We start from the raw sequence: 26597 nt of genomic DNA, 5'->3' as shown, positions 1-26597 counted from the left end.
GAGGCGCCGGGGGGGGGGGGGGGGCCGGGGCCCCCGCCCCCCGCGGCCGGGGGGGCGGGGGCCGCGGCGGCCATGCCCGACGCCGAGACCACCGTGCCGACGCCGATCGTGAAGGGCACGGAGGAGACCACGGTCTCCACGCCGATCCCCGCGCCCGCGCCCGTGCAGTCGCCTTCGCAGTCGCCGCCGCCCCCGCCTGCCGATGAGCCGGCTGCCCTCCCGCCCGTACGGGAGCACCCGCCCCCCGCGGAGCGGGCGAAGGCGCCCGCGGTGAGCCCGGCCGAGGAGACCGCCGTGCTGCCGAAGCCCGGTGCGGCCGATGAGACCGCGGTGCTTCCTCCGGTACGTGAGGACGCGCCCGCGCCCCGCGACGCACGGGCCGAGGGCCCGGCCGACCGGGTCCCGCCGGGCCTGTTCCGCGACGAGCGGCCGGCCGGCGGCGGCGAGGACCGTACGCGGGAGCTCCCGCAGGTCGACGAGACGGGCACGCCGCGGCGCCGCCCGCGCTCGGACTGGGCCGAGGAGACCCCGCTCGACGATCTGCCGTCGCTCGCGGACGAGTTGCTCGGCGATCACGATGACGACGAAGGCGGGCGGGGTCGGCGGCGCTGACCTGACCGGACTGTCAGTCCCCTGCCCCACAATGGACGGGCAGGGCTCGGGCACCGCAGTACACGGCCCCGGCATGAGCAGTACACGGACCCGGCATGAACAGAAGGGCGGCACCCCATGCCCGTATGGGACGACCTGGTGGGTCAGGACCGGGTCACCGCGCAGCGGGGGGCTGCCGGGGGGGATGCCGACGCGTATGTGACGGCGGCGGCCGCCAGGACCGAGCTGCCGTCGAGCTCGAAGATGACGCACGCGTGGCTCTTCACCGGACCGCCCGGCTCGGGACGCTCCACCGCGGCGCGGGCCTTCGGCGCGGCGCTGCAGTGCGTGAGCCCGGACCGCGCGCTCGGCGGCACACCGGGCTGCGGGTTCTGCGACGGCTGCCACACGGCCCTGGTCGGTACGCACGCGGATGTGGAGGTGGTCCGCACCGATCTGCTGAGCATCGGCGTCAAGGAGACCCGCGACCTCGTCCGGCGTGCCCAGATGTCCCCGGCCGGCGGCCGCTGGCAGGTCATCGTCCTTGAGGACGCCGACCGGCTCACCGAAGGCGCCGGCAATGTGCTGCTCAAGGCCGTCGAGGAGCCCGCTCCGCGCACGGTCTGGCTGCTGTGCGCGCCCTCGCTCGAAGACGTGCTGCCCACGATCCGCTCCCGCTGCCGCCACCTCACCCTGCGCACCCCGCCGGTGTCCGCCGTCGCCGACATCCTCGTCCGGCGTGACGGCATCGAGCCGCCCGTCGCGGCCGCCGTCGCCCAGGCCACCCAGGGGCACATCGGCCGGGCGCGCCGGCTCGCGACCGATCCGCGGGCGCGTGAGCGGCGGGCCGCCGTGCTCAAGCTGCCGCTGCGGGTCGACGATATCGGCGGCTGTCTCAAGGCCGCCCAGGAGCTGATCGATTCGGCCGGTGAGGACGCCAAGCAGCTCGCCGAGGAAGTCGACACCAAGGAGACCGAGGACCTCAAGACGGCGCTCGGCGGCGGCCAGGGCGGGCGGATGCCGCGCGGCACCGCGGGTGTGATGAAGGATCTGGAGGACCGGCAGAAGCGCCGGCGTACGCGGACGCAGCGCGACACCCTGGACCTCGCGCTCACCGACCTCACGGGCTTCTACCGGGACGTGCTCGCCCTGCAGTTGGGCTCCCAGGTGGCCCTCTCCAACGTCGACCAGCGCGACCATCTGGAGCGCCTGGCCCGCTCCTCCTCACCGGAGGCGACCCTGCGCCGGATCGAGGCGATCTCGGCCTGCCGCGAGGCCCTGGAGCGCAATGTGGCACCGCTGCTCGCGGTGGAGGCGATGACGATGGCGCTGCGGGCGGGCTGAGCACGAGTCGACCGCCGAGGCCCCGCTTCACTCGTACGAGGCCGTCCGACTGCGTACAGCGATCGCACGGTTACCCTCGGTGGATGCGCACCAACGCCCCCCTCGCCCGTACCGCCGCCGCACTCCTTGCGGCGGGGCTGCTCATCTCCGGCTGTTCCGGGGGGAGTTCACCGGATCCCTCGGCCCAGTCCTCCCTCGACTCCTCGGCCCAGGACGCCCTCGAGGCGTACTCCGCGCAGCAGTTGAAGTGGCGCGAGTGCGGCGTCCCCGGCTTCGAGTGCTCGACCATGAAGGCACCCCTCGACTACATGAAGCCGGACGGCGGCGAGATCAAGCTGGCCGTCTCGCGCAAGAAGGCCACGGGCCCCGGAAAGCGCATCGGCTCGCTCCTGGTCAACCCGGGCGGGCCCGGCGGCTCCGCGATCGAGTACCTCCAGGCGTACGCCGCCCTCGCCTACCCGGCCCCGGTCCGCGCCCGCTACGACATGGTGGCCGTCGACCCGCGCGGCGTGGCCCGCAGTGAACCCGTCGAGTGCCTCGGCGACAAGGAGATGGACGCGTACACGCAGACGGACGTCACTCCGGACGACACCCGTGAGCAGGATCAACTGGTCGCCGCGTACAAGGAGTTCTCGCGGGCCTGCGAGAAGCGCTCGGCCCAGATCCTGCCCCATGTCTCCACCGTCGACGCCGCCCGCGACATGGACCTCCTGCGCGAGGTCCTCGGTGACGGGAAGCTGCACTACGTCGGCGCGTCCTACGGCACCTTCCTGGGCTCGACCTACGCCGAGCTCTTTCCCGGGAAGACCGGCCGTCTGGTGCTCGACGGCGCGATGGACCCGTCCCTGCCCGCCGGGCAGATGAACCTCGACCAGACCGCCGGTTTCGAGACCGCCTTCCAGTCCTTCGCCAAGGACTGCGTCAAGGAGAGCGACTGCCCGCTCGGCACCACGAGCCCCGAGGACGCGAGCCGTCGACTCTCCGCGTTCTTCAAGGAGTTGGACGCGAAGCCGATCCCGGCCGGTGACCGCGAGCTGGGCGAGTCCCTCGCGACGACCGGCGTGATCGCCGCGATGTACGACGAGGGCGCCTGGCCCCAGCTGCGCGACGGCCTCACCTCCGCGATGAAGGACAAGGACGGCTCGGGTCTGCTGCTGCTCTCCGACAGCTACTACGAGCGGGCGCCCGACGGCAAGTACGGCAACATCATGTTCGCCAACGCGGCCGTCAACTGCCTCGACCTGCCTGCCGCGTTCACCTCTCCCGACCAGGTCGAGAAGGCGGCCCCCGACTTCAGGAAAGCCTCACCCGTCTTCGGGGAAGGCCTCGCCTGGGCCGGTCTGACCTGCGCGTACTGGCCGGAGAAGCCCACCGGTTCGGCCCACCGCATCGAGGCGAAGGGCGCCGCCCCGCTTCTCGTCGTCGGTACGACCCGCGACCCGGCCACCCCGTACAAGTGGGCCGAGTCCCTGGCGGACCAGCTGGCGACCGGCACGCTGCTCACGTACGACGGCGACGGGCACACGGCGTACGGGCGCGGCAGCGACTGCATCGACACGGCGATCAACCGCTACCTCCTGGAGGGCAAGGTCCCGGAGGACGGAAAGCGCTGCTGACGGTCGCGTGACACAGGTCACATCCGGGCTCCTGTCACATCCGCGCGGTGTCGTCTGTCCCATGGGCGACACCGCAAGCGGAAGAGACCGCCAAGGAGCCCGCCATGAACACCACCACGCACCGCATCGTCGTCCTCGGCGCCGGCTACACCGGCATGATGACCGCGTTCCGGCTCGCCCGCCGTACCCGCCGCACTCCGGGCGTACGGATCACCCTGGTCAACCCCTCACCCCGGTTCACCGAGCGGCTGCGGATGCACCAGATCGCCGCCGGGCAGGAGCTGGCCGACTTCCGGATCACCGAGCTGCTCGACGGCACCGGCATCGGGTTCGTCGAAGGCTGGGCCACCGCGCTCGACGCCGAAGCCCGTGAGGTCCAGGTGTCCGGGACCGAGCGGCCCCTCGCGTACGACACCCTCGTCTACGCCCTCGGCAGCTCGACCGACACGAGCCTGGTGCCGGGCGCCGCCGAGCACGCGTACACCCTCAACGACCCGCGCACCGCCCGCCGGGTGTCCCAGGAGCTGGCCCGGCTCGCGGAGCGGGGCGGCTCGGTGACGGTCAGCGGCGGCGGGCTCACCGGCGTCGAGGCCGCGGCCGAGATCGCCGAGGGGCACCCGGGGGTGAACGTCACGCTGCTCAGTCGTGAGGTGCCCGGTGCGATGATGGGCGCCAAGGCGCAGGCGTATCTGCTGGCCGCCCTCGGCCGGCTCGGCGTCACCGTCCGCTCGGGTGTGACCGTCGCGAAGGTGCTGCCCGCCGCGGTCGAGCTCGGCGACGGTGAACTCCTCGCCTCCGATGTGTCGTTGTGGACCGCCGGCGTCCGTGTGCCGCGGCTGGCCGCCGAGTCGGGGATCGCCGTCGACGCGGCCGGGCGGATCCTGGTCGACGAGGCGCTGCGCTCCGTTTCGCACCCCGAGATCCACGCGATCGGGGACGCGGCCCGCGTCGAGCAGGCCTGGGGCACCCTGCACGGCACCTGCCAGTCGGGGATCCCGACGGCCGCGTACACCGCGGACGCGATCGCGCGGCGGCTGCGCGGCCGGGCGGTGAAGCCGTTCCGCTTCGGCTACATCCACCAGCCCGTCAGCCTCGGCCGGCGCGATGCTGTCATCCAGTTCACCCGGCCCGACGAGACGCCGCGGCGGATGTATCTCAAGGGCCGCAGCGCCGTGTTCTACAAGGAGACGGTCAGCGCAAGCCCGGTGCAGACGTACAAGCTCACCAAGAAGCTCGCCGGTGCGGCCCTCTGGCCGCAGGGCGGCCGGTCGACGAAGGCGTGAACTGTCTTGAGGGAAGGACTGGTTGGCTGCCAAGGTGGCGCGATGACGGACGATCGCGCCACCGCCGGCCCGTTGCCCGACCCGTCCTCCGACCCGTCCTCCGAGCCGTTCCTGGCACACCGCCGCCTGCTCTTCGCCACCGCCTACCGGATGCTCGGCAGCGTCGCCGACGCCGAGGACGTCCTCCAGGACACCTGGCTGAGCTGGTCGAAGACGGACCGCTCCGATGTGGGCAACGCCCGCGCGTATCTCGTCCGCACCGTCACCAACCTCTGTCTGAACAGACTGACTTCGGCCCGCGCGACCCGCGAGACCTATGTGGGGCCCTGGCTGCCGGAGCCGCTCCTGACCACCCCCGATGTCGCCGAGGAGGCCGAGATGGCCGAGTCCGTCTCCATGGCGATGCTGGTGGTCCTCGAGACCCTCGGGCCCGTCGAGCGCGCGGTGTTCGTGCTGCGCGAGGTGTTCGGCTACTCGCACGCCGAGATCGCCGAAGTCCTCGGCAGGTCCGAGCAGTCCGTACGCCAGACCGCCCACCGCGCCCGCTCCCACGTCCAGGCCCGCAGGCCGCGTTACGAGGCGGACGGCGCCGAGCGCGAACGGGCCACCCGGCTGTTCCTGGAGGCCGCTTCCGGCGGGGATCTGACCGGGATGATGGCGCTGCTCGCCCCCGACGTCACCTGCTGGTCGGACGGCGGCGGCAAGGTCACCGCGGCCCGCCGCCCGCTGCACGGTGCGGATGCGGTCGCCCGCTGGGTGCTCGGTGTCCTCGCGAAGCCGGACTACGCGGCGATGACCGTGACACCGACCGTCATCAACGGCGAGCTGGGTCTGCTGTTCGGCATGGACGGCGCCACCATCGGCACGCTGTCGTACGAGGTGTCGTCCGACGGACTGCTCCATGACCTGCGTTTCCAGGTCAACCCCGACAAGCTCGGTGGCGTACAGCGGCCGGGGGCCCTCGGAAATTGAGTTGCCCCTCGCGCCGGGCCGCGGCCACCATCCCCGCATGACAACCCTTCACGCTGCCCTGTCTTCCCCAAGCACTGCGTCCAGGGGATGCCCCAAGACCGCCTCCACCCTCCCGGTGCGCGCGCAGCAGCAGCCCGGCCGTCCTTGGAGGCCCGCTCTGTCGCTCGCGTGACGGCGGCCCTGGTCGCCGGGCTGCTCGCCGGTTATGGCATCGCCATTCCGGTCGGCGCGGTCGCGACCTATCTCGTCGCCCTCACCGCCCGCACCTCCCTGCGCACCGGAGCCTCGGCCGCGCTGGGCGTCGCGAGCGCCGACGGTCTCTACGCCCTGATCGCCGCACTCGGCGGCACCGCACTCGCCCCGCTGCTCGCCTCGGTGACCACTCCGCTGCGCTGGACCTCGGCCGCCGTGCTGCTCGCTTTGGCCCTGCGGGGCTCCGTCACCGCCGTCCGCCAGTACCGGGGCGCCGCCTCGACCGGCCGCGACGTGCGCGAACTCACCGCGTTCCGCGCCTACTTGACCCTCCTCGGCGTCACGCTCCTCAACCCGGTGACCGTCATCTACTTCACCGCGCTCGTCCTCGGTACGGGCTCCGCATCACCTACCGGGGCCGCCGAGCAGACCGTCTTCGTGCTCGCCGCGTTCCTCGCCTCCGCCAGCTGGCAACTGCTGCTCGCGGGCGGGGGAGCGCTGCTCGGCCGGCTGCTCACCGGACGGCGGGGGCGGCTGGTGACGGCGGTGGCGTCGAGTGTGCTGATCGCGGGGCTGGCGGTGGGGGTGGTGGCCTGAGCCCTTCGCGCACACCCTCACGTAAAAGGTTCTGAGGTTCCATTAGCGAGCCATCCCCTGCTACGGTTCCGGTATCGCTTAACGGAACGACCGAACCGTTTAGGGGGTTGCTCGCCATGTCCGCCACCACCACCGAGTCCCCGGCCACCGCGCCGGGGACCTTGCCCCAACTCCGTATGACCGGACGGCAGAAGCTCGTCCTCACGCTGCTGCTCGGCGCTCAGTTCATGATCGCCGTGGACTTCTCGATCCTGAATGTCGCGCTGCCCGTAGTCGGCGAGGGGCTCGGCTTCTCGCTGGGGCACCTGCAGTGGATCGCCACCTCGTTCGCGCTCGCCGCCGCCGGCTTCACCCTGCTCTTCGGGCGGATCGCGGATCTCTTCGGCCGCAAGCGGCTCTTCCTCGGCGGGATGGCCCTGCTCGGGGCCTCCTCCGCGCTCGGCGGCTTCGCCACCTCACCCGAGGTGCTCCTGATCGCCCGCGTCCTGCAAGGCCTCGCGACCGCCGCCGTCACCCCGGCCGCGCTCTCGCTGCTCACCACTGCCTTCAAGGAAGGGCCGCTCAGGGCAAGGGCGTTGGGGCTGAACGGCGCCCTGATGTCGGCCGGCTTCACCGCCGGCGCGATCCTCGGCGGGCTGCTCACCGAACTGCTCTCCTGGCGCTGGGCGTTCTTCGTCAACGTTCCCGTCGCCCTGCTCGTCCTGGTCCTCGCCCCCTCCGTGATCACCGAGCCCCTTCCCCGAGCAGGGGGGACCCCCGCGGCCGGGCGCCCGCGCCTCGACGTACCCGGCGCGATCGCCGTCACCGGTGGACTGCTCGCTCTCGTCTACGGATTGACGCAGGCGGGCGAGACCGGCTGGACCCGGCCCGCCACCCTGCTCGCGCTCGGTGCGGGGCTCGCCCTGCTCGTCGGGTTCTGGTTCGTCGAGAAGCGGGCCGCGGCGCCCCTGGTCCCCGTCTCCGTCCTCAAGCGCCGCTCCGTGATCTGGGGCAACACCGCGGGCCTGATCGCGTTTGTCACCGAGACCTCGCTGGTCTTCCTGCTCACGCTGTATCTGCAGGAAGTCCTCGGCTACTCCGCCCTGTCCACCGGCCTCGCCTTCGGCGTCCTCGGCGTCGGCACCGTCATCGGCGGCACGCTCGGCGGCCGTTTCGTGGGCCGCCACGGCAACCGGCGCACGATCGTCGTCGGCGGCATCGTCCAGGCGGTCGCGACCGCGGCGCTGGTCGCGCTCGGCGCCTCGGGCGGCTGGATCTGGCTGCTGCTCGCGGCCACGTTCGTGGGCGGCGTCGGCAACATGCTGGTGATCGTCGGCTTCATGGTCACCGCCACCTCGGGACTGCCGGACGAGGAGCAGGGCCTGGCCACCGGGCTGGCCACGATGACCCAGCAGGTCGGCATCACCCTCGGCATCCCGGTGATGAGCGCTCTTGCCACCGCGCGGATGGGCGGGGCGAGCGGCTCGGCGGCGGTGCTCGACGGAGTGACCTTCGCGATCCTCGTCAACTCGCTGCTGGTGCTGGCCGGTTCGGTGCTCGCCGCACTGTTCCTGCGTGAACGCAGGGCGCGCTGAGAACCGCTGTACGCCGGGCCGCCCGCCATACGTCTATACGTCGAGCCACCCGCTATACGTCGGGCCACCCGCGCCGCAGATGCTCGAAGACCGCTTCGAGCGCGCGGCGCGGGTGAGGTTCGAGTGAGGCCAGGTCGGGGATCTCCAGGACGAAGCGGGCGAGCACGCGCAGGGAGAGATCGCCCTCGGGCCGTCCTGCCTCCTCGGCCATGACCTTCGCCAGCGGCTCCTCGCACGAGACCCACAACTGCCGTGCGTAGGCGCGCAATTTGGGGGTGCTCGTCACGAACTCGACCTGCTTGCGATACGCGTGGTCCTGATCCTCCGAGAAGATCCCGCGTCCGGCGAAGAACCCCTCCAGCGCATCGAGCACCGACTCGCCCGCGCCGCGCTCGCGGACCGCCGCCGTCAGCGAGGCCGCGCGCTCGCTGCCGTCGCCGAGGATCAGCGCCTCCTTCCCGCCGGGGAAGTGCGCGAACAGCGTGGTCACCGCGGTGTCGGCGCGCTCGGCGATCTGCGCGACGGTCACCTTGTCGAAGCCCCGCTCCAGAAACAGCTCGAGCGCGGCATCGGACAGCGCCTTGCGCGTCGCCGCCTTCTTGCGCTCGCGGCGCCCGGGCTCCTTCGGCGCCGCCGGGCCCTTCTGTGCTGCCGGACCTTTCTGTGCCGCCGGCTGCTTCTTCGCTGCTGTCTCCGCCATACGTCCAGCTTAGCGGAGCGACCACATTCTCGTATCCGATCTAAAACTGTAGCGATTGCGGTTTCGTAGCGACTGTGTTTTTCTGGATACGTGGCCACCGCGCCGCCCGACTCCGGGCCCCGCCCCTGCGCCGCACCATCCCGGTCCATCCGCGCAAAGGAGCCCTGCCATGTCCGCCGTGACCGAAACCCCATCTCTCGAGCCGCCCCGGACGGCGGCCTCCCTCTCCCGTACCGCCCTCTGGCTGATCCTCGGCCTGGTCCTGCTCGCCGATGCGCTCGACATGATCGACGCGACCGTCACCAACATCGCGGCGCCGACGATCGTCAACGACATCGGCGGCGGCGAATCCCTGATCAAGTGGCTCGGCTCCGCCTACGCCCTGGCGATGGGCGTGCTGCTCGTGGTCGGCGGGCGGCTCGGCGACAAGTACGGCCAGCGCCGGCTCTTCCTGATCGGCATGACCGGCTTCACCGTGGCCTCCGCCGTCGCGGGGCTTTCGCCCGACCCCGCGGTGCTCGTCGTGGCCCGTTCCGTGCAGGGCGCGTTCGGCGCGCTGATGATTCCGCAGGGCATGGCGATCCTGACCAGGACTTTCCCGCGCGACATGCTGCGCAAGGCCTTCCAGCTCTTCGGTCCGCTGCTCGGCCTCGCCTCCGTAGGCGGCCCGGTCCTGGCCGGCTTCGTGATCGACGCCGACTTCGGCGGCCTGTCCTGGCGCCCGGTGTTCCTGATCAACCTGGTGCTGGGCGTCGTCGGCCTCTTCGCCGCCACCCGGCTGCTGCCGAAGGACAACGGCGACCACAGCACGTCCGTCGACGGACGGGGCGCGGGCCTGCTCGCCGTCACCATGTTCGGCTTGATGTTCGGTCTGATCGAAGGCTCCACATACGGCTGGAGCGCGCTGTCGCTCGGCTCACTCGCCGTCGGTGCGGTCTTCCTCGCGCTGTTCGCCCACCGTCAGCGCACCGCCGCCAACCCCCTGATCAAGCCCACGCTGCTCAAGAACAAGGGCTTCACCTCGGGCCTCTTCGTCGGCCTGCTCTACTTCGCGGTGACCAGCGGCCTCACCTATGTGATCTCGCTCTTCATGCAGCAGGCCCTGCACGCGGATCCGGGCGACACCGCGCTCGGGATGCTGCCCCTGACGCTCGGCATCATCGTCGCGGCCTTCGCGGGCATGGCCCTGGCCTCGAAGCTCGGCCGCACCCTGGTCCTCATCGGCATGCTCCTGACGATGGCGGGCGCGGGCTGGCTGCTCGCTCTCGTCCTGGCCTCGGGCCTGTCCGTCAGCCTCTGGGCCCTGGCCCCCGCGGTCTTCCTGACCGGCCTCGGCATGGGCGCCTGCTTCGGCACGATCTTCGACATCGCCCTCGGCGACATCGACCCGGACGAGGCCGGCAGCGCGTCGGGCTCGCTCACGGCGATCCAGCAGCTCGCCAACGGCATCGGCTCCGCCACCGTCACCACGGTCTACTTCCACTTCCTCGGCGACGGCTCGGCGCACGCCATGACGGTCAGTCTGATCGTGGTCCTCGCGATCACGGCCGCCTGCCTGCCGGCCCTGCGTCTGCTGCCGCGCCGGGCTGCGGAGGGGGTGGGGCACTGAGGGTCCACCAGGCGCTTTCCGTACGGCCGTCAGGCATTTCCGTATGGCCGTCACGCCCCTTCCGTGCGCCCTTCGCTCCCGAGCACGTCGACGCAGGACTGCCACGCGGCGGGGCTCAGGGCGGGGCGCATCCTGGTGAACAGCTCCAGAAGACCGTCCCCGTGACGGCGCCGGAAGTCCTCGTCGAGGACGGCGAGGTCCAGCTCGTTCGCCGCGGTGAGCTCCGCGAAGTCCCGCTGCTCCTGGGGTGCGGGGGCACGGGTCCCGCCCGTGAACCGGTCCCGGTAGGCGCCGAGTCCGCGATACGTGACCTTCCGGTCGCACGCCGCGTAGAAGTACACGAGCTCCTCGGCCTCGCCGCCGATCGCGGACGCCAGGTCCCGGCGCCGCTCCAGGGGCAGCAACGCCGAGGCGAACCCGTCGGTCCCGTAGAACGCATGGCACAGACCGGCCAGTTGCAGCGCGGGCCGCGCACCCCACTCGGCGAGCCGCTGCCGTACGCGCAGCAGATGGGCGAGCAGCGTCCCGCCGGGGTGCTCCAGGGTCTCGGCGCCGCACCGGCGCAGCAGGCGCAGCGCGGGCCGGAGTCCGGGATCCTCAGTACCGGAACGAACGGAGTGCGGATCCGCGGTCACGCCGTACCACGGCCGTAGTGCGCGTCGATGCGGGCCCGGTAGCCGGGGTCCGTGACGCGCAGGTCCCGGTCGAAGGGCGGAGCGTCTCTGATCAGGTCCCGTTCCTGGGGGACGTGCAGGACACCGGCGATCCGGTCGATGTCGCGCACGGCCCAACAGGGCAGCAGCACCTTCTTGTTGAACAGGGTCCCGCCCGTGTTGACGACCAGATGGTCCGGCGCGACTTCCTCGGAGTACGGGTCGACCTCGCCTGCGGACCCGTCACCGGCCTGCACATCGAAGCCGATCACGTCGGCGGGCGCGAAGGGCGCGTTCCCGGGAGGGGGGAGAAGCGGGCTGTCCGTCATGGCACTTCCTCTCCGGCGCGTACGGGGGCGGTACGCGCCGATGGCTCGGATGGCACAACTGATGTCCCGGCGAGCGCTGACGAAACGTATATCTGAGGGCCAAGTGGCCCTGTAAGCACCTGAGTTGACGGTGTGGACCCGTGCTGTCGGGCGTGGCGTCTTGCGGTTGATTGTTTGCCGAGGCGTGAGGCGGCTATTCGAAGGCCATGGCGAACACACGGCAGAAGGACGAGACGACCGCAGGCACCGCCAAGACGAGCGCGGGTGCCGCCAAGACGACCACGGGCACGGCCGGGACGACCGCTCGCACAGCGAAGCGGACAGCGGCCGAGTCCACGGCCTCCGGGGCCACCAAGGTGGGCTCGGCCCTCGGCAGCGTCCAGGCGAAGGCGGCGCCTGTGATGAGTCAGGCGACCACCCTCGCGGCGACCGCGTGGACCGCTGTCCGCGCACGCAAGCTGATCACCACGGCAGGGACGGTGGGGGTCGCCACCGTGGCCGCGACAGCCTTCGCGGTCGGCCGCCGCTCGGAGCGCGCCGCCCACGGACCGTTCACCCGCCTCACCGGTGGCCGTATCTGATCCGAGCAATTCGCGTCATCCATGCGCACGGTTCCGCCAGAACATGTGTGAGAACGATGGACTGGGGCAACTGAATCCGGCGGCAGCAGAAAGCAAGCGGCAGTTGACCCACAAGCGGAGGGGAAGGACATGCCCACCCACACGGTTTCAGCACCCGTGCGAGAGATCGCGCCCCAGGAGCTGGCCGATCTTCCTGTCGTGGACCCCGCGTCCGTGGCACCGAAGGACGCGCGCGAGCTCTCCAAGGCGTTCTTCGACAGGCTGCACAGCCTCGAAGAGGGCACCCGGGAGCACCAGTACGTACGCAACGTGCTGATCGAGATGAACCTCTCCCTGGTCCAGTACGCCGCCTCGCGGTTCAAGCACCGCGGACCGCAGGAGATGGAGGACATCGTCCAGGTCGGCACGATCGGTCTGATCAAGGCCATCGACCGCTTCGACCTGAGCCGCGAGGTGGAGTTCACCTCCTTCGCGGTGCCGTACATCACCGGCGAGATCAAGCGTTTCTTCCGTGACACGACGTGGGCGGTGCACGTGCCGCGCCGGCTGCAGGAGGCGCGGATCGAGCTGTCGAAGGCCACCGAGGAGCTGCAGACCCGCCTGGGCCGCACACCCTCCGTGCAGGAGCTGGCCGAGCTGATGCAGCTGGAGCCGGCCGAGGTGGCGCAGGTGCAGATGGCGGCCAACGGATACAACGCGTCCTCGCTCGACGCCTCCCTGGCCGGTCAGAACGACGACACCGAGTCCCCGCTCTCCGCCTTCATCGGTGCCGAGGAGGACGCCTATGAACGCATCGAGGACTTCCACACGCTGGCCCCGCTGATCGTCGGACTCGACGAGCGCGATCGCACGATCATCCACCTCCGCTTCGTGGAGGAGCGCACCCAGCAGGAGATCGGCGAGGCCCTCGGCTGCCCGCAGATGCATGTGTCCCGGCTGCCCAACCGCATCATGAAGCGGCTCCGCAAGGAACTGCTCGCCACCACCTGACCCGCCCGGCCGAGGGGCCGCGGAGGCGCGTATGCCCTCCGCGGCCCCTCGCTTGCGCCCGCGCACTTCCCGCGGGGCGGTGAACGAGGCATGAGGCGCGCCCTGCTGGGAACCGGGTTGTGACGGTTGTCGAAGGAGACGTGACGGTGATCGAAGGAGAGTGGAGTGGACCTCAGTGATCACTGGCTGGGTGTCGGGGCGTCCTATGCCTGCGGCCCGCTGTGGGTGATCGAGCTCAAGGGAGACTTCGACCACGAGAACGTCAACGACGTCGCGGAGGCCACGGCCCATGCCGCGCGGGAACACGACGGCCCGATCGCCTTCGACATGGAGGCGTTGACGTTCTGCGACTCCTCCTTGCTCAACCATGTGCTGCTCGTGGCCCGCCGCCGCAGGGTGCTGCTTGTCGCGGTGCCGCCGGCGGCTTTGCGGCTGTTCGAAGTCACCGGGACCGACGGGTACTTGGAGATGTTCGAGAGGGTCGAGGACGCCGTGCACGCGGTGGCCGGCGGAGAGGAACTGCCATGAGCGACGGGTCCATCAAGGCGGTGGGGTGGGCACGGTCCATTCCCATCGGCTCCGGGGTGAAGGCGGCACGCGACTGGACCCGCGAGCGCCTGGACGACCTCGGGTGGTGGCGTACCGACCCGGAGACGGCCGACGACGTGCTGCTCGCCGTGTCCGAGCTCGTCACCAACGCGCATGTGCACGCGCACAGCGCCGCCCAACTCGTGCTCGCCTGGGACGCGGAGTGTCTGCATGTGACCGTGCACGACGCGTCCCCGCTCCCGCCCGAGGCCCGCGAGCCGGGCGCCGACGCGCTCGGCGGCCGGGGCCTGCTGCTGGTCGACGCGCTCGCCGACACCTGGTCCGCGTACCCGTGTCCCAAGGGCAAGGACGTCACGGCCTGCTTCTCGCCGTCCGCATCCACCGGGTGACGGGTGCGGGTGACGGGTCCGATGACCGTCGCGCGTCCTTGCGAAGGCTCCAACTCGTGGGTGAACGAGGGGTTTTCGTGAGCCGCGTCCGCGCTGGTCGTGCGGGGGCGAAGCACGTGAACCCGGAGGAGGGTGGGTGCGCTTCCCGGCGGGCGCGTACGTTGGAAGGCATCATTCTCGTACGAGAAAGGGCGGTGGGAGTCGCGGTCGCGGCGCCCGGACCATGGTCTCCTTCCCGGAACCGGCATACGCCAGTGACGTGCCGCAGCCGCGCACGGCCGCACGCCATCCGTCGATCGCCATAGACGCTGCCGGCATCGTGGAGTCCGTCCGCGACGGGGCGGGCGTGCTGCTGCCCGCCGCACGCCCAGGTGTCCGGTTCGCCGATGTCGCACCGGACTGGCTCGCGCGCGCCCACGAAGACCGCGCGGCCCCGGGCGGCGAGGCGTTCCCGCAGCCGGCGCGCGGTCGGATCGGTGACCGCGGTGTGGACGCCTTCCCCGGCCGTACGGCGGAGGGGGCGTTGCTCTGGTGGCTGGCCGACGACGGCGAAGTGACCTCCCTGCGAACGCAGTTGGACTCCGAACGTCAGCGGTCGCGGCTGCTCCAGGAGGTCTCGGGCGAACTGCTCGCGTCCCTGAACGTGGACCGGTGCATGGAGGTCACCGCCCGTCTGGCGGCGCGGCACCTGGCCGACGCCGTCGCCATCGTGGGCGTCAGCAGCGGACGCAGTCGCGCGGTGACGTGGTGCGTCACCGGGGGAGAGGCCCTGCAGGAGCGGATCGCGGTGAACCCGGAGGAGATGCCCGGCCTGCCCGAGGCGCTCCTCGGCTACCCGCCCGTGCCCTCCCGCTGGATCGACCCGCTCCAGGTTCCGGCATGGGTCGTCCCCGAGGGGTTCGGCGGCGCCGGCGACCGGATCGGTTCCGTGGCGGTGGTGCCGTTGCCCGGGCACGGACTGCCGGCCGGGGCCGTGGTGTTGCTGCGGCGTTCCCGGCAGGCCGCGTTCACCGAGGCCGAGGAGGCGTTCGCCCGGCTGTTCGCGGCGCGGGCCGGGGCGGCCCTGTCGGCCGCGCGCGTCCACGCGGAACAGACCCGCATCACCGGCGTGCTGATGCGGGACCTGCTGCCGCCCGAGATCGAACGGGTCCAGGGCATCGACTTCTCCGGCCGCTACCGCGCCGCGACGGCGAGCGAGCGGATCGGCGGGGACTTCTACGACGTCTATCCCGCGCAGGGAGCCGGGTATCCGGGGCAGGGTGGCCGGGGTCCAGGACAGGACGGCTGGGATCCAGGACAGGACAGCCGGGATCCGGGACAGAACGGCCGGGATCCAGGACAGGACAGCCGGGATCCGGGACACGACGACGCGGCGGAGACCTTCGCCGTCCTGGGCGACGTCGCGGGCAAGGGCCTGGAGGCCGCGGTCCTGACGGGCAAGATCCGTAACACCGTGGAGGCGCTGCTCCCGTTCGCGGCGGACCACGAGCGGCTCCTGACGCTGCTCAACAACGCCCTCCTGTCCTCCCACCACACCCGCTTCGCCACACTCGCCCTGGTCTCCGCGCGGCGCGACGGCAGACTGGTGCGGCTGCGGGTGACCAGCGCCGGCCACCCTGCGCCGCTGATCGTCCGTACGGACGGCAGCGTCGAGGCGGCCGACACGAAGGGAACGCTGATCGGCGCCCTGCCGAAAATCAGCGTCAGGACGGCGTCGGTCGAACTGGCGCCGGGAGAGACGTGTCTGCTGTACACGGACGGCATCGCGGAAGCCCGCGGAGGTCCGCTCGGCGACACCATGTTCGGCGAACGGCGGCTGAGCCAGGCGCTCGCCGAATGCGCCGGACTTCCGGCGGAAGCCGTCACGGAACGGGTGCAGATGCTCGCCTCCCAATGGGTAGGTGACGGGCGGCACGACGACATGGCGCTGCTGGCAGTCGCGGCGCCGAGGAACGCCCACCTCACGGCGGTGGACGGGCACACCAGGGGCAGGTTCACGGCATGACCACCATCAGCAGGGAGACGGTCGGCCTCGCCGAAGCGGGCGACCGGTTGTGGGACGCGCTGATCCACTGCGACGAGACGCATGCGGTCACCACGGTGCGTACCGCGGTCTCCGCTTTCGACGGTGACGTATGCGCGGCGGTGGAGCACGTGCTGCTCGGACTGATCGCGCCGGCCCAGGCGCGCGTCGGACGGGCCTGGGCCGCGAACGAGCTCACGGTCGCCCAGGAGCACGCGGCCACCGCCATCAACGAGCGGTGCGTGGCCGCCCTCGTCGACGACGCGGCGGACGCGCTGCCCGCACCGGCCCGCGGCCGGGCCGTCGTGGCGTGCGTGGACGGCGAATGGCACGCGCTGCCCGCCCGTCTGGTCGCCGAGGTGCTGCGGTTGCGCGGGTGGCGCGTCGATTACCTGGGCGCACAGGTCCCCACCGACCACCTCGTGGCCCACCTCCATGAGAGCGGTGCCGAAACGGTGCTGTTGTCCTCCTCCCTGCCCAGCCATCTGCCGACCGCCCACTCGGCGATCAGCGCCTGCCTGGCCATAGGAGTCCCGGTGGTCGCGGGAGGAGCGGCCTTCGGGCCCGGCGGCCGGTACGCGCGTCTGCTGAAGGCGCAGTGGGCCGGCGACGCCGCGGCAGCCGCCGACCTGCTCGCCAAGGGGCTGCGGCGGCCGCGCCCCGAAGCGGCCCACCTGCCCGACCTGGACCTTCCGCATCTGAAGGACCAGGAGTACACGATGGTGCGCCGGACGAGGACACACCTCGTCAAGCAGGCGCTCGCGGACGTGGAGCACGGATTCGCCGCCATGCGCTCGTACGACGAGCGCCGGCGCGAGCGGACCGCGGAGGACCTCGACCACATCGTCGGCTTCCTGGCCACGGCGCTCTACGTCGACGACGCCGACCTGTTCACGACGTTCGTCACCTGGACCGCCGGCATCCTCTCGGCCCGCGGTGTGCCGCCGCAGTGCCTGCTCCCCGCCCTGGACTCGCTGCGCCACCAGTTGGGCGACTTCCCTCGCGCGGTCGGCATCCTGACGGCCGCACGACATGCCCTCGTGGTGCCCCCGCCCGGGCGGGCGGCATGAGCGGCCGGGCCGACCTCGAGGTGACCGTCTCCTGGCACGAGCCGGTGCTGACCGTGCGGGTCGTCGGTGCGCTGGACTTCGACACCGGCGAGGACTTCAGCCGGTGGGCGTCCGGGGCGCTGGCCGACCATCCCGGCGTCCGCACGCTGTGTGTGGACTGCGCCGAGCTCGACCATGTCGACTCGATGGGGCTCTCCGTACTCCTGATGCTCCGGCGCGGACTGCAGGCGGCGGGTGTCGAGCTGCGGCTCGCTCACCGCAAAGCCGCCCTGCAAAGACTTCTGGAGATCACCGGAACGCTCGAGTACTTGACCGAGTCGTCCGACGACGGAGCCGCGGCACCCACCGGGTCCGCGGACACACCCGCGCCCTCGTACGCCGGCAACTCCGGGCACGGACCGGCCTCTTGACCCCCGCCGACCACCGCGACCACGGGGAGACTCCCGACGCAACGGCATGGCCGACGGCGGAATCGGTAGCGGAATCGGACCACGGGGAGGGTGCCGGGCCGTACGGGGCCGACCTCCCCTCGGGTGCGCAGGCCCGTCACCTGGTGCGGACGGTGATGCTCGAGCACGCCGCCTCCTTGGGGATGGCCGACGTGGCACAGGAGCGCCTGACCGACGCCCAACTGGTCTGCTCGGAACTGCTGTCCAACGCGCGCCGGCACGGCGGCGGACTCACCTCGGTGCGGATCTGGGCCGAGGACGGCCACGTCGTGATCGCCGTGGGCGACGCGAACTGCACACTCCCGCTCTCCCCTGAGCGCAGCGCGGCCGAGCCGGGCGGCTTCGGCTGGGCACTGGTCCGACGCGTCACCACCCGCACGGCCATCCACCTGCGGGCCGACGGCCGCGGCAAGACCATCACCGCCCACGTACCGCTCCACTGATCCACGCCGGGTCCACTCGGCGAACGCGATACTCACCGCAGAGGTTTGCGCCCGAAGACGTAGACGTAATCCCGGACGCCGAGCCCCCTCCACAGCCGCGCCGCGTCCTTCGGCCGCAGATTGATGCAGCCCGCCGAGCCCGGCCCGGAGAAGAGATTGCTGTACGAGCCGTGCAGCGCCTGGCCCCCGGAGAAGTACTGGGAGTACGGCATCGGGGTGTTGTCGTACAGGGTGGAGATCTCGTTCTTCTTCTTGCGGAAGACCTGATGCCAGCCGCGCCGCGTCTCCTTGCCCGGGCGTCCGGTGCGGACCGGCACCACCCCGTACGTGATCTTCCGTCCCTTCTGCACCCACATGAGCTGACGCGTCAGATCCACGCAGGCCACCCGGCGCTTGCGGACCGGGCAGCGGGAGCCGGCACCGGGCTTCTTGCGGGCCTGCGCCACCACGGCCATATGACGGGTCGTGGCGCTCGCGTAGCCGTTGGCCGGAGTGATGCCCTCGCGCCGCTGCAGCGCCTGGATCGCAGCGCAGTCCGCCGAGGACTGGTGCCCGTCGACACGCAGCCTCAGCAGGCGCTCGACCTCCTTCTGGTACGGGCCCGCCACATCCACGACACACCGCTGGGGCGCCTCGGCGGCCTGGGCCGGTGCGGAGCCGAGGACCGTGGCGAGTGCGCCGCCGGCGACGGTGAGGGCGAGCGGTGCCCACAACGAAGGGCGAAGTGCTGCCGGGTGGGACACGGACACGGTGCGGCTCCAGTGGGGGCGGTGGCGTCGGGTCGGGTACCGGCCCATCACAGACTGCGGTGTGATCATCCGATGGGGTGGCGCACCGAACGTGTGGGGCGGTCCCTCTCGTTTGGGCTCCTCCGCTCGCGAGGTGGCACCGTCTGCAGGGGTAGGCCGGACGGGGCGCGCCGGTGCCCCGGGGGCAGGGCCTACCGGGTTGTTGTCTCACTCGAAGGGCCCCTCCCGACGGCACCGCATCCGACCCGGTCCGCGCGCGAGGGATCAGCGTTGGACCGAGGTGCCCCGAGCGGTATACCGCGGGGCAGCCGAACCCCCCTCCCTGCGATCCGCAGGAGACGCTGACAGATGCGCATGTTGTTGCCACGCAGATCCGTGCTGGTGGCGATCACCACCGCGGCTGCCCTGGCGGCCGGCGGGCAGTCGGCACTGGCGGTTCAGGCCGCGCCGGGACAGACCGACCTGGCCCGCGGCCGGGCCGCTTGTACTCCCACCGCTCCGTACACGGGGTGCCAGGAGTTCACGTTCACCGGCGCCGACCAGAGCTTCACCGTTCCGGCCAAGGTCATCGAGATCTCGGCCGACCTGAAGGGCGCCGGCGGTGGCGGTACCTTCGAGGGCCCGGCCACTGGTGGCAACCAGAACGGCGGGGTCGGCGGTACCACCAAGGCGGTCATCCCGGCCGAGCCCGGTCAGCAGCTCACCGTGACGGTGGGCGGCGGAGGCAAGTCCGGGGCCGACGGGAGCAACGCCCGCGAAGGCGGCTTCGGTGGCGGCGGCCACGGCGGCAATTCGTTGCGTGCGGGTGGCGGAGGTGGCGGCCGCAGCGGGATCGCCCTCGGCAGCACGCAGCTGGCAATCGCCGGTGGTGGCGGTGGCGCACCGGGCGGCAGTGGCCAGGCCGGAGTCGCAGGAACCAACGGCGGTGGCACGACAGGCGTCGCCGCGACTCTGCCCGCGGTGGGTGGGCCTGGTACCCAGAGCGCCGGCGGCGCCGGAGGAACCGGCTCCAACCCTCTCTGTGTCGACGCGCCCGCTGCCGGTGCGGCGCTGCAGGGCGGCAACGGCGGTCACACGCGCGGTGGCACCGCTGCCCCCGACGCAGGTGGCGGCGGTGGCGGCGGCTGGTTCGGTGGCGGCGGCGGCGCCTGCTCCCCGGCCGGCACCCTCTTCGGCGACGGCGGTGGTGGCGGCGGCTCCGGCTATGTCAACACGAGCGCCGGCGTGACCGGTACCACCACCCAGGGTGGCGGCGGTGCGGGCGGCGCCAACATGGCGAACGGCACCAACGGCACCGTAAAGATCCAGTGGAAGGAGCTGGCGCCCCCGGCCATCACCGGCCCGGCCGACGGCTCCAGCGCTCCGGGCGACGGGCCGATCAAGGGCACGGGCGAGCCCGGCGCGACCGTCACGGTGAAGGACAAGAACGGCAACACCATCTGCACCGCGACCGTGCAGGCGGACGGCAGCTGGTCCTGCACCCCGAGCAAGCCGCTGCCCTGCGGCCCCAACGAGCTGACGGCGACGCAGGAGAAGGGCGGTGTCACCTCCGAGCCGGAGACGATCACGTTCAACGCCGGCCAGCCCTGCATCAGCCCGCCGCAGCCGCCGGTCATCACCAAGCCCTCCCCGCCCACGGGGACCAGTAAGTCCCCCGGCAAGGTGACCGTGCGCGACCAGAACGGCAACGTCGTCTGCACGACGACCGTGGGTGCCGACGGCAAGTGGTCCTGCCCGCCCGGCAAGCCGCTCCCGCCGTGCACCGAGCTGACCGCGACGATCACCAAGGACGGCGTGACGTCCAAGCCGTCGAAGGTGGCCCGGACCTACTGCCCGCCGAAGTACGGGAAGAAGTAAGCCGGACCCTGTCCAGCGCACGAGGCCCCATCCGGAACCGGATGGGGCCTCCGCCTTGCCGCCCCGTCGCCGTACCTACGCATGACGAGCTGTCGGCTTGTTGTCGGGAGACGTCTGGGTGAGTCTGTCGAGGTCGGGGGCGTAGACGGTCATCCAGTGCGGGTTCAGCCGGTAGTAGACGACCTCGCGGTTCCAATCGAAGTCGTCGTCGCCGTAGAAGTCCTTCAAGTAGGCGAGGAGTTCCTGCCAGTCGGCCGTGGTCTCGGCGTCCTCGGGGTTCATCTCCTCCACCGTGCCGTGGGTGAACACACCGAGGTCCTCGCCGCGCATGTGCGCGACGCTGGCGGCCGGACGGGCCGCGAGATGACGGGCCTTGGCGGCGTTGCGCGCCGTGCCGAAGTGCCACCGGCCGTGCAGGAAGTGCCCGTCGGCGCCGCTGATCCGCGGTTCGCCCTTTGCGGTCACCGTGGAGAGGGCGAGCGTGCACATGCCGGTGAGGACCCCGGTGAGCTGCGCCGCCGCGATGGTGCGGCCCTCGACGATCGAGCGGAGATGTGCGGTCGAGCCGGAGAGGGAGGAGTCGAGGAGGGCCTGGAGCCTGTCGAGTTCTTCAGGGGTTTCGCGCATACGTCCATCGTCGGCCGTAAACCCGACACCCTGTGTCGTCATTGATGAGCGGCGGCGAGGTTGCTCCGCACATGCGGCAGGAATCGCCCTTGGGGCCGTCGCCGTCCCCCGGACATGAAAAAGCCCCAGGTCACGGCGAGTGAGTCCTGGGGCTGATCCGAGCCGCCTTCGGGATTCGAACCCGAGACCTACGCATTACGAGTGCGTTGCTCTGGCCATCTGAGCTAAGGCGGCGCCGCGGGTGATGCGTGGAAGAACCTCTCCCCGCGGGAAGAGGTTCGCATCAGCAGCGACGCCAAGTCTACAGGGTTAATCCGAGTGCCCTCGACCAGCGTCGGACCGGTGCCGGACGGGCGGTGCCGGAGGACCATCGCGGGGGGACGGCCGGCGTCGGACAGCTGTGGCGGACGGCGTGAAACATTTCCGGGGCCCGCCGCATCACATAGGTAGGGGAACAGCGCGGCGGACGGGGAGGGCATGCGGCGGTCGGGGGAGTCGGAGCAGGCGTATCTGGAGTTCGCGGGGGCGAGATCGCGCCAGCTGTATCGGTCGGCCTGTCTGCTGACCGGCGGGGACACGCATCTCGCCGAGGATCTCGTACAGGAGACCCTCGGGCGGATGTACCTGGTCTGGGGGCGGGTCGCACGGATCGGGAATCCGGCGGGCTATGCCCAGACCGTTCTCGTACGCAGCTATCTCGCGCACGCCCGCCGGCGCAGCAGCGGCGAGCAGCCGGCGGCCGTGCTACCGGACGGTCCGGGGCGGCCGGAGGCGGACGCCGTTCTGCGGCTGACGCTGCTGGACGCCCTGCAGCGGCTGTCCGCCAAGGACCGGGCCGTGGTGGTCCTGCGGTACTGGGAGGACCGGTCCATCGAGGAGACCGCGGATGTGATGCATGTCAGCTCGGCGGCGGTGCGCACCCGTTCCACACGGGCGCTCGCACGGCTGCGGGAGCTGCTCGGCGGGGGCATCGGGGAGTACGCCGGGCGGTGAGGAAGCGTGCCGCGCGATGGGGATCACGGCGCGCGGTAGAGGAGTGGGCCGGCCGGTGAGGGGGATCGGTCGGCGAGGGATCAGAGGGACGGTCATGCCACGCGGCTGCGCGGCGGCGCCATGTCGAGTTGAGGGGATTTGGTCACGTATGTCGTACGAGGATGAGTTCGGCGAGGCGCTGCGGCGTACCGGCGAGGAGTTCAGCACGGATCCGCGGGCGCTGGTCGAGGCCGGGCACGTACGCGGCCGGCGCCTGGTGCGCAGGCGGCGTGCCACCGTGTTCGGCGGGGCGGCGGCGATCGCGGCCATCGCCGTCACGAGTGCCGTGGTCCTGCCGGGGCTCGGCGGGCAGGGCATGGAGTCCGCGGCTCCGGCGGGGAGCACGGAGAGCGCCGGCACCGCGAGGGGCGGGGAGGGCGCCGCGGCCGACAAGGGCGAGAAGGTCAGTGAGGGCAAGGACGGCACGAAGGCCTCCGGTGGCCACGTCGGCGCCAAGGAGTTGATCGCCACGCTCACGTCGCTGCTGCCCGAGGGGGAGGTCAGCGCCGGGTACGGGCACGGGACCGACGACGAGCGGGCGAATCCGAATGCCGGGGTCACCTTCGACGACGGCAAGGGGGCGGCCGCGATCCGGATCGCGTTCACGCGGCTCGGCGAAGGGGAGCGGTCGGTGGCCGAGGACATGACCACCTGCCCGGACAGGGCCCTTGTCGCGTACGACACTTGCGAGGTCGACAAGCTGTCGGACGGTTCGCGGCTGATGATCTTCCAGGGGTACGACACGCACGGGAGCGAGAAGGGCGGCACGAAGTACTGGCAGGCCGTCCTGGCCACTCCCGAGGGCCATGTCATCGACGCGGGTGAGTACAACTCCGCCGCCGAAAAGGGCGCGCCCGTCACCCGTCCCCAACCACCGCTGACCGCGGCTCAGTTGAAGGCGATCGTCACCTCCGACAAGTGGGACCCGGTCTTCGGCGCCCCGGTGAAGCAGCAGCCGAAGAACTCCGGCAGTGATGACCCGGCCAAGAGCGATCCCGGCAAGGTCGATCCCGGCAAGGGTGACCCCGGCAAGGGCGACTCCGGCAAGGGCGGATCCGGGGGGAACGAGGCGCCCGCCTCGCCCGAGCAGCAGGCGATCCGCTCCACGCTGATCGGGCTCCTTCCCCAGGGTGTGAAGGTCACCGCGCAGGGCGGCGACGGCGGGTTCGCCTATGTCGTGGTCGACGACGGCAAGGGCGCGAGCCTCGTACAGATCAATGTGCAGCCGAACATGGACGACGTCCGTGGCGAGCTGTTCAACGGGGCCGAGGAGCTGCCCGACGGCACCGTCTTCAGCTGGCGTGAGAGCGGTGGCGACAAGGGTGTCGACGGCGCCGTGATGTGGACAGCGGACACGTTGCGTCAGGACGGACTGCGCGTCGTCGTCAGCGCCTTCAACTCCGGTACGCAGCACGACGCCCCGTCCCGTGAGACCCCGGCCCTGAGCAAGGAGCAGCTCAAGTCCCTTGCCGCCAGCGCCAAGTGGGCCGAGATCGCGGGCCAGTGATCAGTTGGCGTCCGCGTGACAGGCCACCGAGCGATCACTTGGGTCCGCGTGACAGGACACCAGGCGATCACTTGGCATCCGCATAGCAGGACACCACCGCCGTACTGAACGGAAACCGCACCGGCGTCTCGCCGAACGCGATCCGGTTGGCCTCTTCCGCGGCCGACCGGATCGCCTCGACGACCGCCGGTGCCTCCGCTTCGGGACAGTGCACGATCACCTCGTCGTGCTGGAAGAAGACCAGCTCGGCGGCGAGACCGTCCGCGTGCATCGATCTGCGCAGGGCCGCCATCACCAGGAGCGTCCAGTCGGCCGCGCTGCCCTGGACCACGAAGTTGCGCGTGAAGCGGCCGCGGGCACGGGAGTTGGTCGAGGCATAGCCCGGGACCCAGCCCTCGTCCTCCCCGGCTCCGGCCGCCGGTTCGGGGGCCTCCTGCGGAATGCCCGCCTCCTCGGCCTCCCCGGCTCCGGCCGCCGGTGGGCAGGTCCGCCCCAGCCAGGTCCGTACGAGACGGCCTTCCTCGCCCTCGCGGGCGGCGTCGTCCACGTACGCGACCGCTCGGGGGAAGCGCCGCCGCAGCAGGGCCAGGTTCTTGAGGCCGTCGCCCGAGGTCTGCCCGTAGACCGCACCGAGCACCGCCAGCTTCGCCATCTCGCGGTCACCGGAGAACGCCTTGTCCGATACGGCCTGGTACAGATCGCCCGGCCGGCCCGCCACCTCCATCAGGCCCGGATCGCGGGAGATCGCGGCCAGGACCCGCGGCTCCATCTGGTCGGCGTCCGCGACGACCAGCTTCCAGCCGGGGTCGGCGACGACCGCGCGCCGGATGACCTTCGGGATCTGCAGGGCGCCGCCGCCGTTGGTCACCCAGCGTCCGGTCACCGTGCCGCCCGGCAGGTACTCCGGCCGGAAACGGCCCTCGCGCACCCAGTCCTGCAGCCAGGACCAGCCGTGCGCGACCCAGATCCGGTACAACTTCTTGTACTCGATCAGCGGCTTCACCGCGGGGTGCTCGATCGACTCGATCTCCCAGCGCCGCGTCGACTTCACGCGCACCCCCGCCTGCGCGAAGGCCTTCACCACATCGGCGGGCAGGTCAGGCCGTACGCGTCTGCCGAAGGCCGCCGAGACCTCGTCCGCCAGCTCCGCGAGCCGGCGCGGTTCGCCGCCGCCCGCATAGCGCTCGCCGAGCAGCTCGGTGAGGACCTCGCGGTGGACGTCGGCGCTCCAGGGCAGGCCCGAGCGGTTCATCTCGCAGGCGATCAGTATCCCGGCCGACTCGGCCGCGGTGAGCAGCCGCATCCGCCCCGGATGCCCGGCCGCGTCATGGCGCTTCAGCTGCTCCGCGTACACCTCGAGGAGCTCTTCCAGCGCTACGGGTACGGGGCGGGGCTCGAAGAGCGAGGACTGGGATCCGGGCTCGGCCGCCCGCTGGGGCGGGTCCGGCGGCACGGGGCCGCCGCGCAGGCGGGCGAGGGCCGCGGCGGCCGAGCGGGGTTCGCCGAGCCGGCCCTCGTGGGCGAGCAGCAGGGATTCGGCGTCCTCGATGTCGTAACAGCGCTCGACCCGCACGCCCGCCGCGAGCAGCTGTGGGTAGATCCCGAAGGTCGAGCGCCACACCCAGCGGGTCACTTCGGGCCGGCTGCGCACGGCCTCGGCGAGGTCCGGCTCCCGCAGGATCTCGCCGTCCGGGCGGCCGTCCCCGGTCAGCGGGACGAGACGGGCGCCCCCGTCGTCCGTCGCTTCGAGCGCCCACCGCGTCATGGGTCCGATGGTCGCAGTGAGCACTGACAATCGGGGTGCGGCGGGCGGGGTGGGCGCGCTGACGGGCGTTGTCAGTGGGCGCCGATAGCCTTGGAAGGGCTCGGCCCCCGGGAGGGAGGGGTCTGTCCAGGGCACGGTGGTGGGAGCAGCGCACCGTCACCTCTGCGAGGATTTGTCCGTACGGTGAAGCGGAGTGATCTCTTCCGTTCCGTGCGTGAGACATGACCGCCCGCACCACCCAAGGAGCCCCCGACATGCGCGTGGCCCTCGCCCAGACCGACTGCGAGCTCGGCGATGTCGAGAAGAATCTGGCCATCGCGCGTGAGCAGATCGAACAGGCCGTGGCGCAAGGGGCGAATCTGGTCGTCTTCCCCGAGCTCAGCCTGCACGGCTACCACCTGGGCGGCCTGAAGCGGGACGAGTCCATCGCGGCGCAGGACCCGCGCGTCCTGGAGCTGAGCACGCTCGGCGCGGACGTCATGGTCGGGATGCACGAGCACACGAGCCTGCGCGCGTACAACACCTCGGCGTACTACAGCGAGGGCGCCCTGGTGCACGCGCACCGCAAGCTCTACCTGCCCAACTACCTGGCCTGGGAGGAGCGCAAGCACGTCAGCCCCGGCCAGAACATGCGCGCCTACGACCTGCCCCGCGGCGTCGGCCGCGCGGCCACCCTGGTCTGCAACGACGCCTGGCAGCCGGTACTCCCGTGGCTCGCCGTGCAGGACGGCGCCGAGGTCATCATCGTGCCGACCAACAGCGCGGCCAGCCTCGACCCGGAAGCTATGGACACGGGCCTCTACTGGGACACCCTGCTGTCGTACACCGCCCGCATGCTCCAGTGCTGGGTGGTCTTCGTGAACCGCGTCGGCAACGAGAACGGCGCCACTTTCTGGGGCGGCTCGAGAGTGGTGGACCCCCGGGGCACGGTGGTCGCCCAGGCCCCGAAATGGGAGCCCGGCCTGGTCACGGTCGACATCGATGTGCACGAGGCCCGCCGCCAGCGCCGCGCCGTCCCGCTGGTCGCGGAGGCACGCCTCGGCATGGTCGGCCGCGAGGTCCGCCGCCTAATCGACGAGGGCGGCGACAGCTAACCGCAACCGCAG

At 71.5% G+C, this 26597-nt stretch carries 25 protein-coding genes, 1 tRNA gene and 1 pseudogene; 20 read left to right on the top strand and 7 right to left on the bottom strand.

The features are described from left to right. The 7 genes and pseudogenes from JAO81_RS42655 to JAO81_RS22375 all read left to right on the top strand — a co-directional run. A pseudogene (locus JAO81_RS42655) lies at positions 1-612 on the top strand (dTMP kinase); the annotation flags it as partial. Positions 613-729: 117 nt separating this feature from the next. Continuing rightward, positions 730-1935 carry a DNA polymerase III subunit delta' gene (locus JAO81_RS22400; RefSeq protein ID WP_199549693.1) on the top strand — a complete coding sequence of 402 codons (1206 nt, stop codon included), beginning with the start codon at positions 730-732 and terminating at the stop codon, positions 1933-1935. Between the two features lie 83 nt (positions 1936-2018). Continuing rightward, positions 2019-3551 (top strand): alpha/beta hydrolase, encoded by a 1533-nt coding sequence (locus JAO81_RS22395; RefSeq protein ID WP_199549692.1) that lies wholly within the window; start codon positions 2019-2021, stop codon positions 3549-3551. Positions 3552-3655: 104 nt separating this feature from the next. After that, complete coding sequence (locus tag JAO81_RS22390; protein WP_199549691.1) at positions 3656-4834, top strand: NAD(P)/FAD-dependent oxidoreductase; 1179 nt, start codon at positions 3656-3658, stop codon at positions 4832-4834. A 42-nt stretch (positions 4835-4876) separates the two neighbouring features. Then, on the top strand, positions 4877-5806 hold the full coding sequence (locus JAO81_RS22385; protein WP_199549690.1) for an RNA polymerase sigma-70 factor: 930 nt from the start codon (positions 4877-4879) through the stop codon (positions 5804-5806). Positions 5807-5974: 168 nt separating this feature from the next. Then, the gene (locus tag JAO81_RS22380) at positions 5975-6595 is read left to right on the top strand and encodes a LysE family transporter (RefSeq protein WP_199549689.1); all 621 of its coding nucleotides are present in this window, start codon (positions 5975-5977) and stop codon (positions 6593-6595) included. A 116-nt stretch (positions 6596-6711) separates the two neighbouring features. After that, positions 6712-8169, top strand: coding sequence for an MFS transporter (locus JAO81_RS22375; protein ID WP_233415739.1), 1458 nt, complete (start codon positions 6712-6714; stop codon positions 8167-8169). A 52-nt stretch (positions 8170-8221) separates the two neighbouring features. Here the strand turns inward: JAO81_RS22375 and JAO81_RS22370 are convergent, their stop codons facing one another. After that, positions 8222-8869 (bottom strand): TetR/AcrR family transcriptional regulator, encoded by a 648-nt coding sequence (locus JAO81_RS22370; RefSeq protein ID WP_199549688.1) that lies wholly within the window; start codon positions 8867-8869, stop codon positions 8222-8224. A gap of 169 nt (positions 8870-9038) precedes the next feature. Between JAO81_RS22370 and JAO81_RS22365 the strand changes: the two genes are divergently transcribed. Then, positions 9039-10478: an MFS transporter gene (locus tag JAO81_RS22365; RefSeq protein WP_199549687.1), complete on the top strand. Its 1440-nt coding sequence runs from the start codon at positions 9039-9041 to the stop codon at positions 10476-10478. 50 nt (positions 10479-10528) lie between these two features. Here the strand turns inward: JAO81_RS22365 and JAO81_RS22360 are convergent, their stop codons facing one another. Then, positions 10529-11113 (bottom strand): DUF6817 domain-containing protein, encoded by a 585-nt coding sequence (locus tag JAO81_RS22360; protein WP_374194330.1) that lies wholly within the window; start codon positions 11111-11113, stop codon positions 10529-10531. Beyond that, positions 11110-11460 (bottom strand): PRC-barrel domain containing protein, encoded by a 351-nt coding sequence (locus JAO81_RS22355; RefSeq protein ID WP_199549686.1) that lies wholly within the window; start codon positions 11458-11460, stop codon positions 11110-11112. The genes JAO81_RS22360 and JAO81_RS22355 overlap by 4 nt, the downstream gene beginning before the upstream one ends. Positions 11461-11666: 206 nt before the next feature. On the opposite strand from JAO81_RS22355, the gene JAO81_RS22350 reads away from it, so the two are divergent. The 8 genes from JAO81_RS22350 (at position 11667) to JAO81_RS22315 (ending at position 17954) form a co-directional block, all read left to right on the top strand. Beyond that, the gene (locus tag JAO81_RS22350) at positions 11667-12041 is read left to right on the top strand and encodes a hypothetical protein (RefSeq protein WP_199549685.1); all 375 of its coding nucleotides are present in this window, start codon (positions 11667-11669) and stop codon (positions 12039-12041) included. Positions 12042-12170: 129 nt separating this feature from the next. Further along, complete coding sequence (locus tag JAO81_RS22345) at positions 12171-13031, top strand: SigB/SigF/SigG family RNA polymerase sigma factor (protein ID WP_199549684.1); 861 nt, start codon at positions 12171-12173, stop codon at positions 13029-13031. A gap of 165 nt (positions 13032-13196) precedes the next feature. Then, complete coding sequence (locus JAO81_RS22340) at positions 13197-13559, top strand: STAS domain-containing protein (protein ID WP_199549683.1); 363 nt, start codon at positions 13197-13199, stop codon at positions 13557-13559. After that, complete coding sequence (locus JAO81_RS22335; RefSeq protein WP_199549682.1) at positions 13556-13969, top strand: ATP-binding protein; 414 nt, start codon at positions 13556-13558, stop codon at positions 13967-13969. Before JAO81_RS22340 ends, JAO81_RS22335 begins: the two co-directional genes overlap by 4 nt. A gap of 223 nt (positions 13970-14192) precedes the next feature. Next, on the top strand, positions 14193-15974 hold the full coding sequence (locus JAO81_RS42650; RefSeq protein WP_374194329.1) for a PP2C family protein-serine/threonine phosphatase: 1782 nt from the start codon (positions 14193-14195) through the stop codon (positions 15972-15974). After that, the gene (locus tag JAO81_RS22325) at positions 15971-17062 is read left to right on the top strand and encodes a B12-binding domain-containing protein (RefSeq protein WP_199549681.1); all 1092 of its coding nucleotides are present in this window, start codon (positions 15971-15973) and stop codon (positions 17060-17062) included. Before JAO81_RS42650 ends, JAO81_RS22325 begins: the two co-directional genes overlap by 4 nt. Then, positions 17059-17472, top strand: coding sequence for an STAS domain-containing protein (locus tag JAO81_RS22320; RefSeq protein WP_199549680.1), 414 nt, complete (start codon positions 17059-17061; stop codon positions 17470-17472). The genes JAO81_RS22325 and JAO81_RS22320 overlap by 4 nt, the downstream gene beginning before the upstream one ends. Then, positions 17469-17954 (top strand): ATP-binding protein, encoded by a 486-nt coding sequence (locus JAO81_RS22315; protein ID WP_199549679.1) that lies wholly within the window; start codon positions 17469-17471, stop codon positions 17952-17954. The genes JAO81_RS22320 and JAO81_RS22315 overlap by 4 nt, the downstream gene beginning before the upstream one ends. Before the next feature lie 32 nt (positions 17955-17986). Here the strand turns inward: JAO81_RS22315 and JAO81_RS22310 are convergent, their stop codons facing one another. Beyond that, entirely contained in the window at positions 17987-18703 is a 717-nt protein-coding gene (locus JAO81_RS22310; RefSeq protein WP_307813555.1) for a L,D-transpeptidase, read from the bottom strand. A gap of 348 nt (positions 18704-19051) precedes the next feature. Between JAO81_RS22310 and JAO81_RS22305 the strand changes: the two genes are divergently transcribed. Continuing rightward, positions 19052-20560, top strand: coding sequence for an Ig-like domain-containing protein (locus JAO81_RS22305; RefSeq protein WP_199549678.1), 1509 nt, complete (start codon positions 19052-19054; stop codon positions 20558-20560). A gap of 75 nt (positions 20561-20635) precedes the next feature. Here the strand turns inward: JAO81_RS22305 and JAO81_RS22300 are convergent, their stop codons facing one another. Next, positions 20636-21187: a pyridoxamine 5'-phosphate oxidase family protein gene (locus JAO81_RS22300; RefSeq protein ID WP_199549677.1), complete on the bottom strand. Its 552-nt coding sequence runs from the start codon at positions 21185-21187 to the stop codon at positions 20636-20638. A gap of 160 nt (positions 21188-21347) precedes the next feature. Then, a tRNA-Thr gene (locus JAO81_RS22295) sits at positions 21348-21421 on the bottom strand. A gap of 243 nt (positions 21422-21664) precedes the next feature. Here JAO81_RS22295 and JAO81_RS22290 point away from each other — a divergent pair. Together JAO81_RS22290 and JAO81_RS22285 are read left to right on the top strand one after the other, a co-directional pair. Further along, the gene (locus tag JAO81_RS22290) at positions 21665-22180 is read left to right on the top strand and encodes a SigE family RNA polymerase sigma factor (RefSeq protein WP_199549676.1); all 516 of its coding nucleotides are present in this window, start codon (positions 21665-21667) and stop codon (positions 22178-22180) included. 148 nt (positions 22181-22328) lie between these two features. Next, positions 22329-23726, top strand: a complete 1398-nt coding sequence (locus JAO81_RS22285; RefSeq protein ID WP_199549675.1) for a hypothetical protein — start codon at positions 22329-22331, stop codon at positions 23724-23726. Between the two features lie 67 nt (positions 23727-23793). On the opposite strand, the gene JAO81_RS22280 is transcribed toward JAO81_RS22285, so the two are convergent. Further along, positions 23794-25491 carry a bifunctional 3'-5' exonuclease/DNA polymerase gene (locus JAO81_RS22280; protein WP_199549674.1) on the bottom strand — a complete coding sequence of 566 codons (1698 nt, stop codon included), beginning with the start codon at positions 25489-25491 and terminating at the stop codon, positions 23794-23796. 254 nt (positions 25492-25745) lie between these two features. Here JAO81_RS22280 and JAO81_RS22275 point away from each other — a divergent pair, with 254 nt between their 5' ends. Continuing rightward, the gene (locus JAO81_RS22275; RefSeq protein ID WP_199549673.1) at positions 25746-26585 is read left to right on the top strand and encodes a nitrilase-related carbon-nitrogen hydrolase; all 840 of its coding nucleotides are present in this window, start codon (positions 25746-25748) and stop codon (positions 26583-26585) included. Positions 26586-26597: the final 12 nt, after the last annotated feature.

Origin of the sequence: Streptomyces sp. N35 (genome assembly GCF_016464295.1) — a bacterium.
GTDB lineage: Bacteria > Actinomycetota > Actinomycetes > Streptomycetales > Streptomycetaceae > Streptomyces.
Note: the sequence above shows the minus strand (reverse complement) of the source record. Positions and strands in the feature narration are given on the sequence as shown.

Excerpts from the sequence above, each read along its gene's own strand:
- JAO81_RS22400 (WP_199549693.1), top strand. The coding sequence starts at position 730 with ATGCCCGTATGGGACGACCTGGTGGGTCAGGACCGGGTCACCGCGCAG.
- JAO81_RS22395 (WP_199549692.1), top strand. The coding sequence starts at position 2,019 with ATGCGCACCAACGCCCCCCTCGCCCGTACCGCCGCCGCACTCCTTGCG.
- JAO81_RS22390 (WP_199549691.1), top strand. The coding sequence starts at position 3,656 with ATGAACACCACCACGCACCGCATCGTCGTCCTCGGCGCCGGCTACACC.
- JAO81_RS22385 (WP_199549690.1), top strand. The coding sequence starts at position 4,877 with ATGACGGACGATCGCGCCACCGCCGGCCCGTTGCCCGACCCGTCCTCC.
- JAO81_RS22375 (WP_233415739.1), top strand. The coding sequence starts at position 6,712 with ATGTCCGCCACCACCACCGAGTCCCCGGCCACCGCGCCGGGGACCTTG.
- JAO81_RS22370 (WP_199549688.1), bottom strand. The coding sequence starts at position 8,869 with ATGGCGGAGACAGCAGCGAAGAAGCAGCCGGCGGCACAGAAAGGTCCG.
- JAO81_RS22365 (WP_199549687.1), top strand. The coding sequence starts at position 9,039 with ATGTCCGCCGTGACCGAAACCCCATCTCTCGAGCCGCCCCGGACGGCG.
- JAO81_RS22355 (WP_199549686.1), bottom strand. The coding sequence starts at position 11,460 with ATGACGGACAGCCCGCTTCTCCCCCCTCCCGGGAACGCGCCCTTCGCG.
- JAO81_RS22350 (WP_199549685.1), top strand. The coding sequence starts at position 11,667 with ATGGCGAACACACGGCAGAAGGACGAGACGACCGCAGGCACCGCCAAG.
- JAO81_RS22345 (WP_199549684.1), top strand. The coding sequence starts at position 12,171 with ATGCCCACCCACACGGTTTCAGCACCCGTGCGAGAGATCGCGCCCCAG.
- JAO81_RS22335 (WP_199549682.1), top strand. The coding sequence starts at position 13,556 with ATGAGCGACGGGTCCATCAAGGCGGTGGGGTGGGCACGGTCCATTCCC.
- JAO81_RS42650 (WP_374194329.1), top strand. The coding sequence starts at position 14,193 with ATGGTCTCCTTCCCGGAACCGGCATACGCCAGTGACGTGCCGCAGCCG.
- JAO81_RS22325 (WP_199549681.1), top strand. The coding sequence starts at position 15,971 with ATGACCACCATCAGCAGGGAGACGGTCGGCCTCGCCGAAGCGGGCGAC.
- JAO81_RS22320 (WP_199549680.1), top strand. The coding sequence starts at position 17,059 with ATGAGCGGCCGGGCCGACCTCGAGGTGACCGTCTCCTGGCACGAGCCG.
- JAO81_RS22305 (WP_199549678.1), top strand. The coding sequence starts at position 19,052 with ATGCGCATGTTGTTGCCACGCAGATCCGTGCTGGTGGCGATCACCACC.
- JAO81_RS22300 (WP_199549677.1), bottom strand. The coding sequence starts at position 21,187 with ATGCGCGAAACCCCTGAAGAACTCGACAGGCTCCAGGCCCTCCTCGAC.
- JAO81_RS22290 (WP_199549676.1), top strand. The coding sequence starts at position 21,665 with ATGCGGCGGTCGGGGGAGTCGGAGCAGGCGTATCTGGAGTTCGCGGGG.
- JAO81_RS22285 (WP_199549675.1), top strand. The coding sequence starts at position 22,329 with ATGTCGTACGAGGATGAGTTCGGCGAGGCGCTGCGGCGTACCGGCGAG.
- JAO81_RS22280 (WP_199549674.1), bottom strand. The coding sequence starts at position 25,491 with ATGACGCGGTGGGCGCTCGAAGCGACGGACGACGGGGGCGCCCGTCTC.
- JAO81_RS22275 (WP_199549673.1), top strand. The coding sequence starts at position 25,746 with ATGCGCGTGGCCCTCGCCCAGACCGACTGCGAGCTCGGCGATGTCGAG.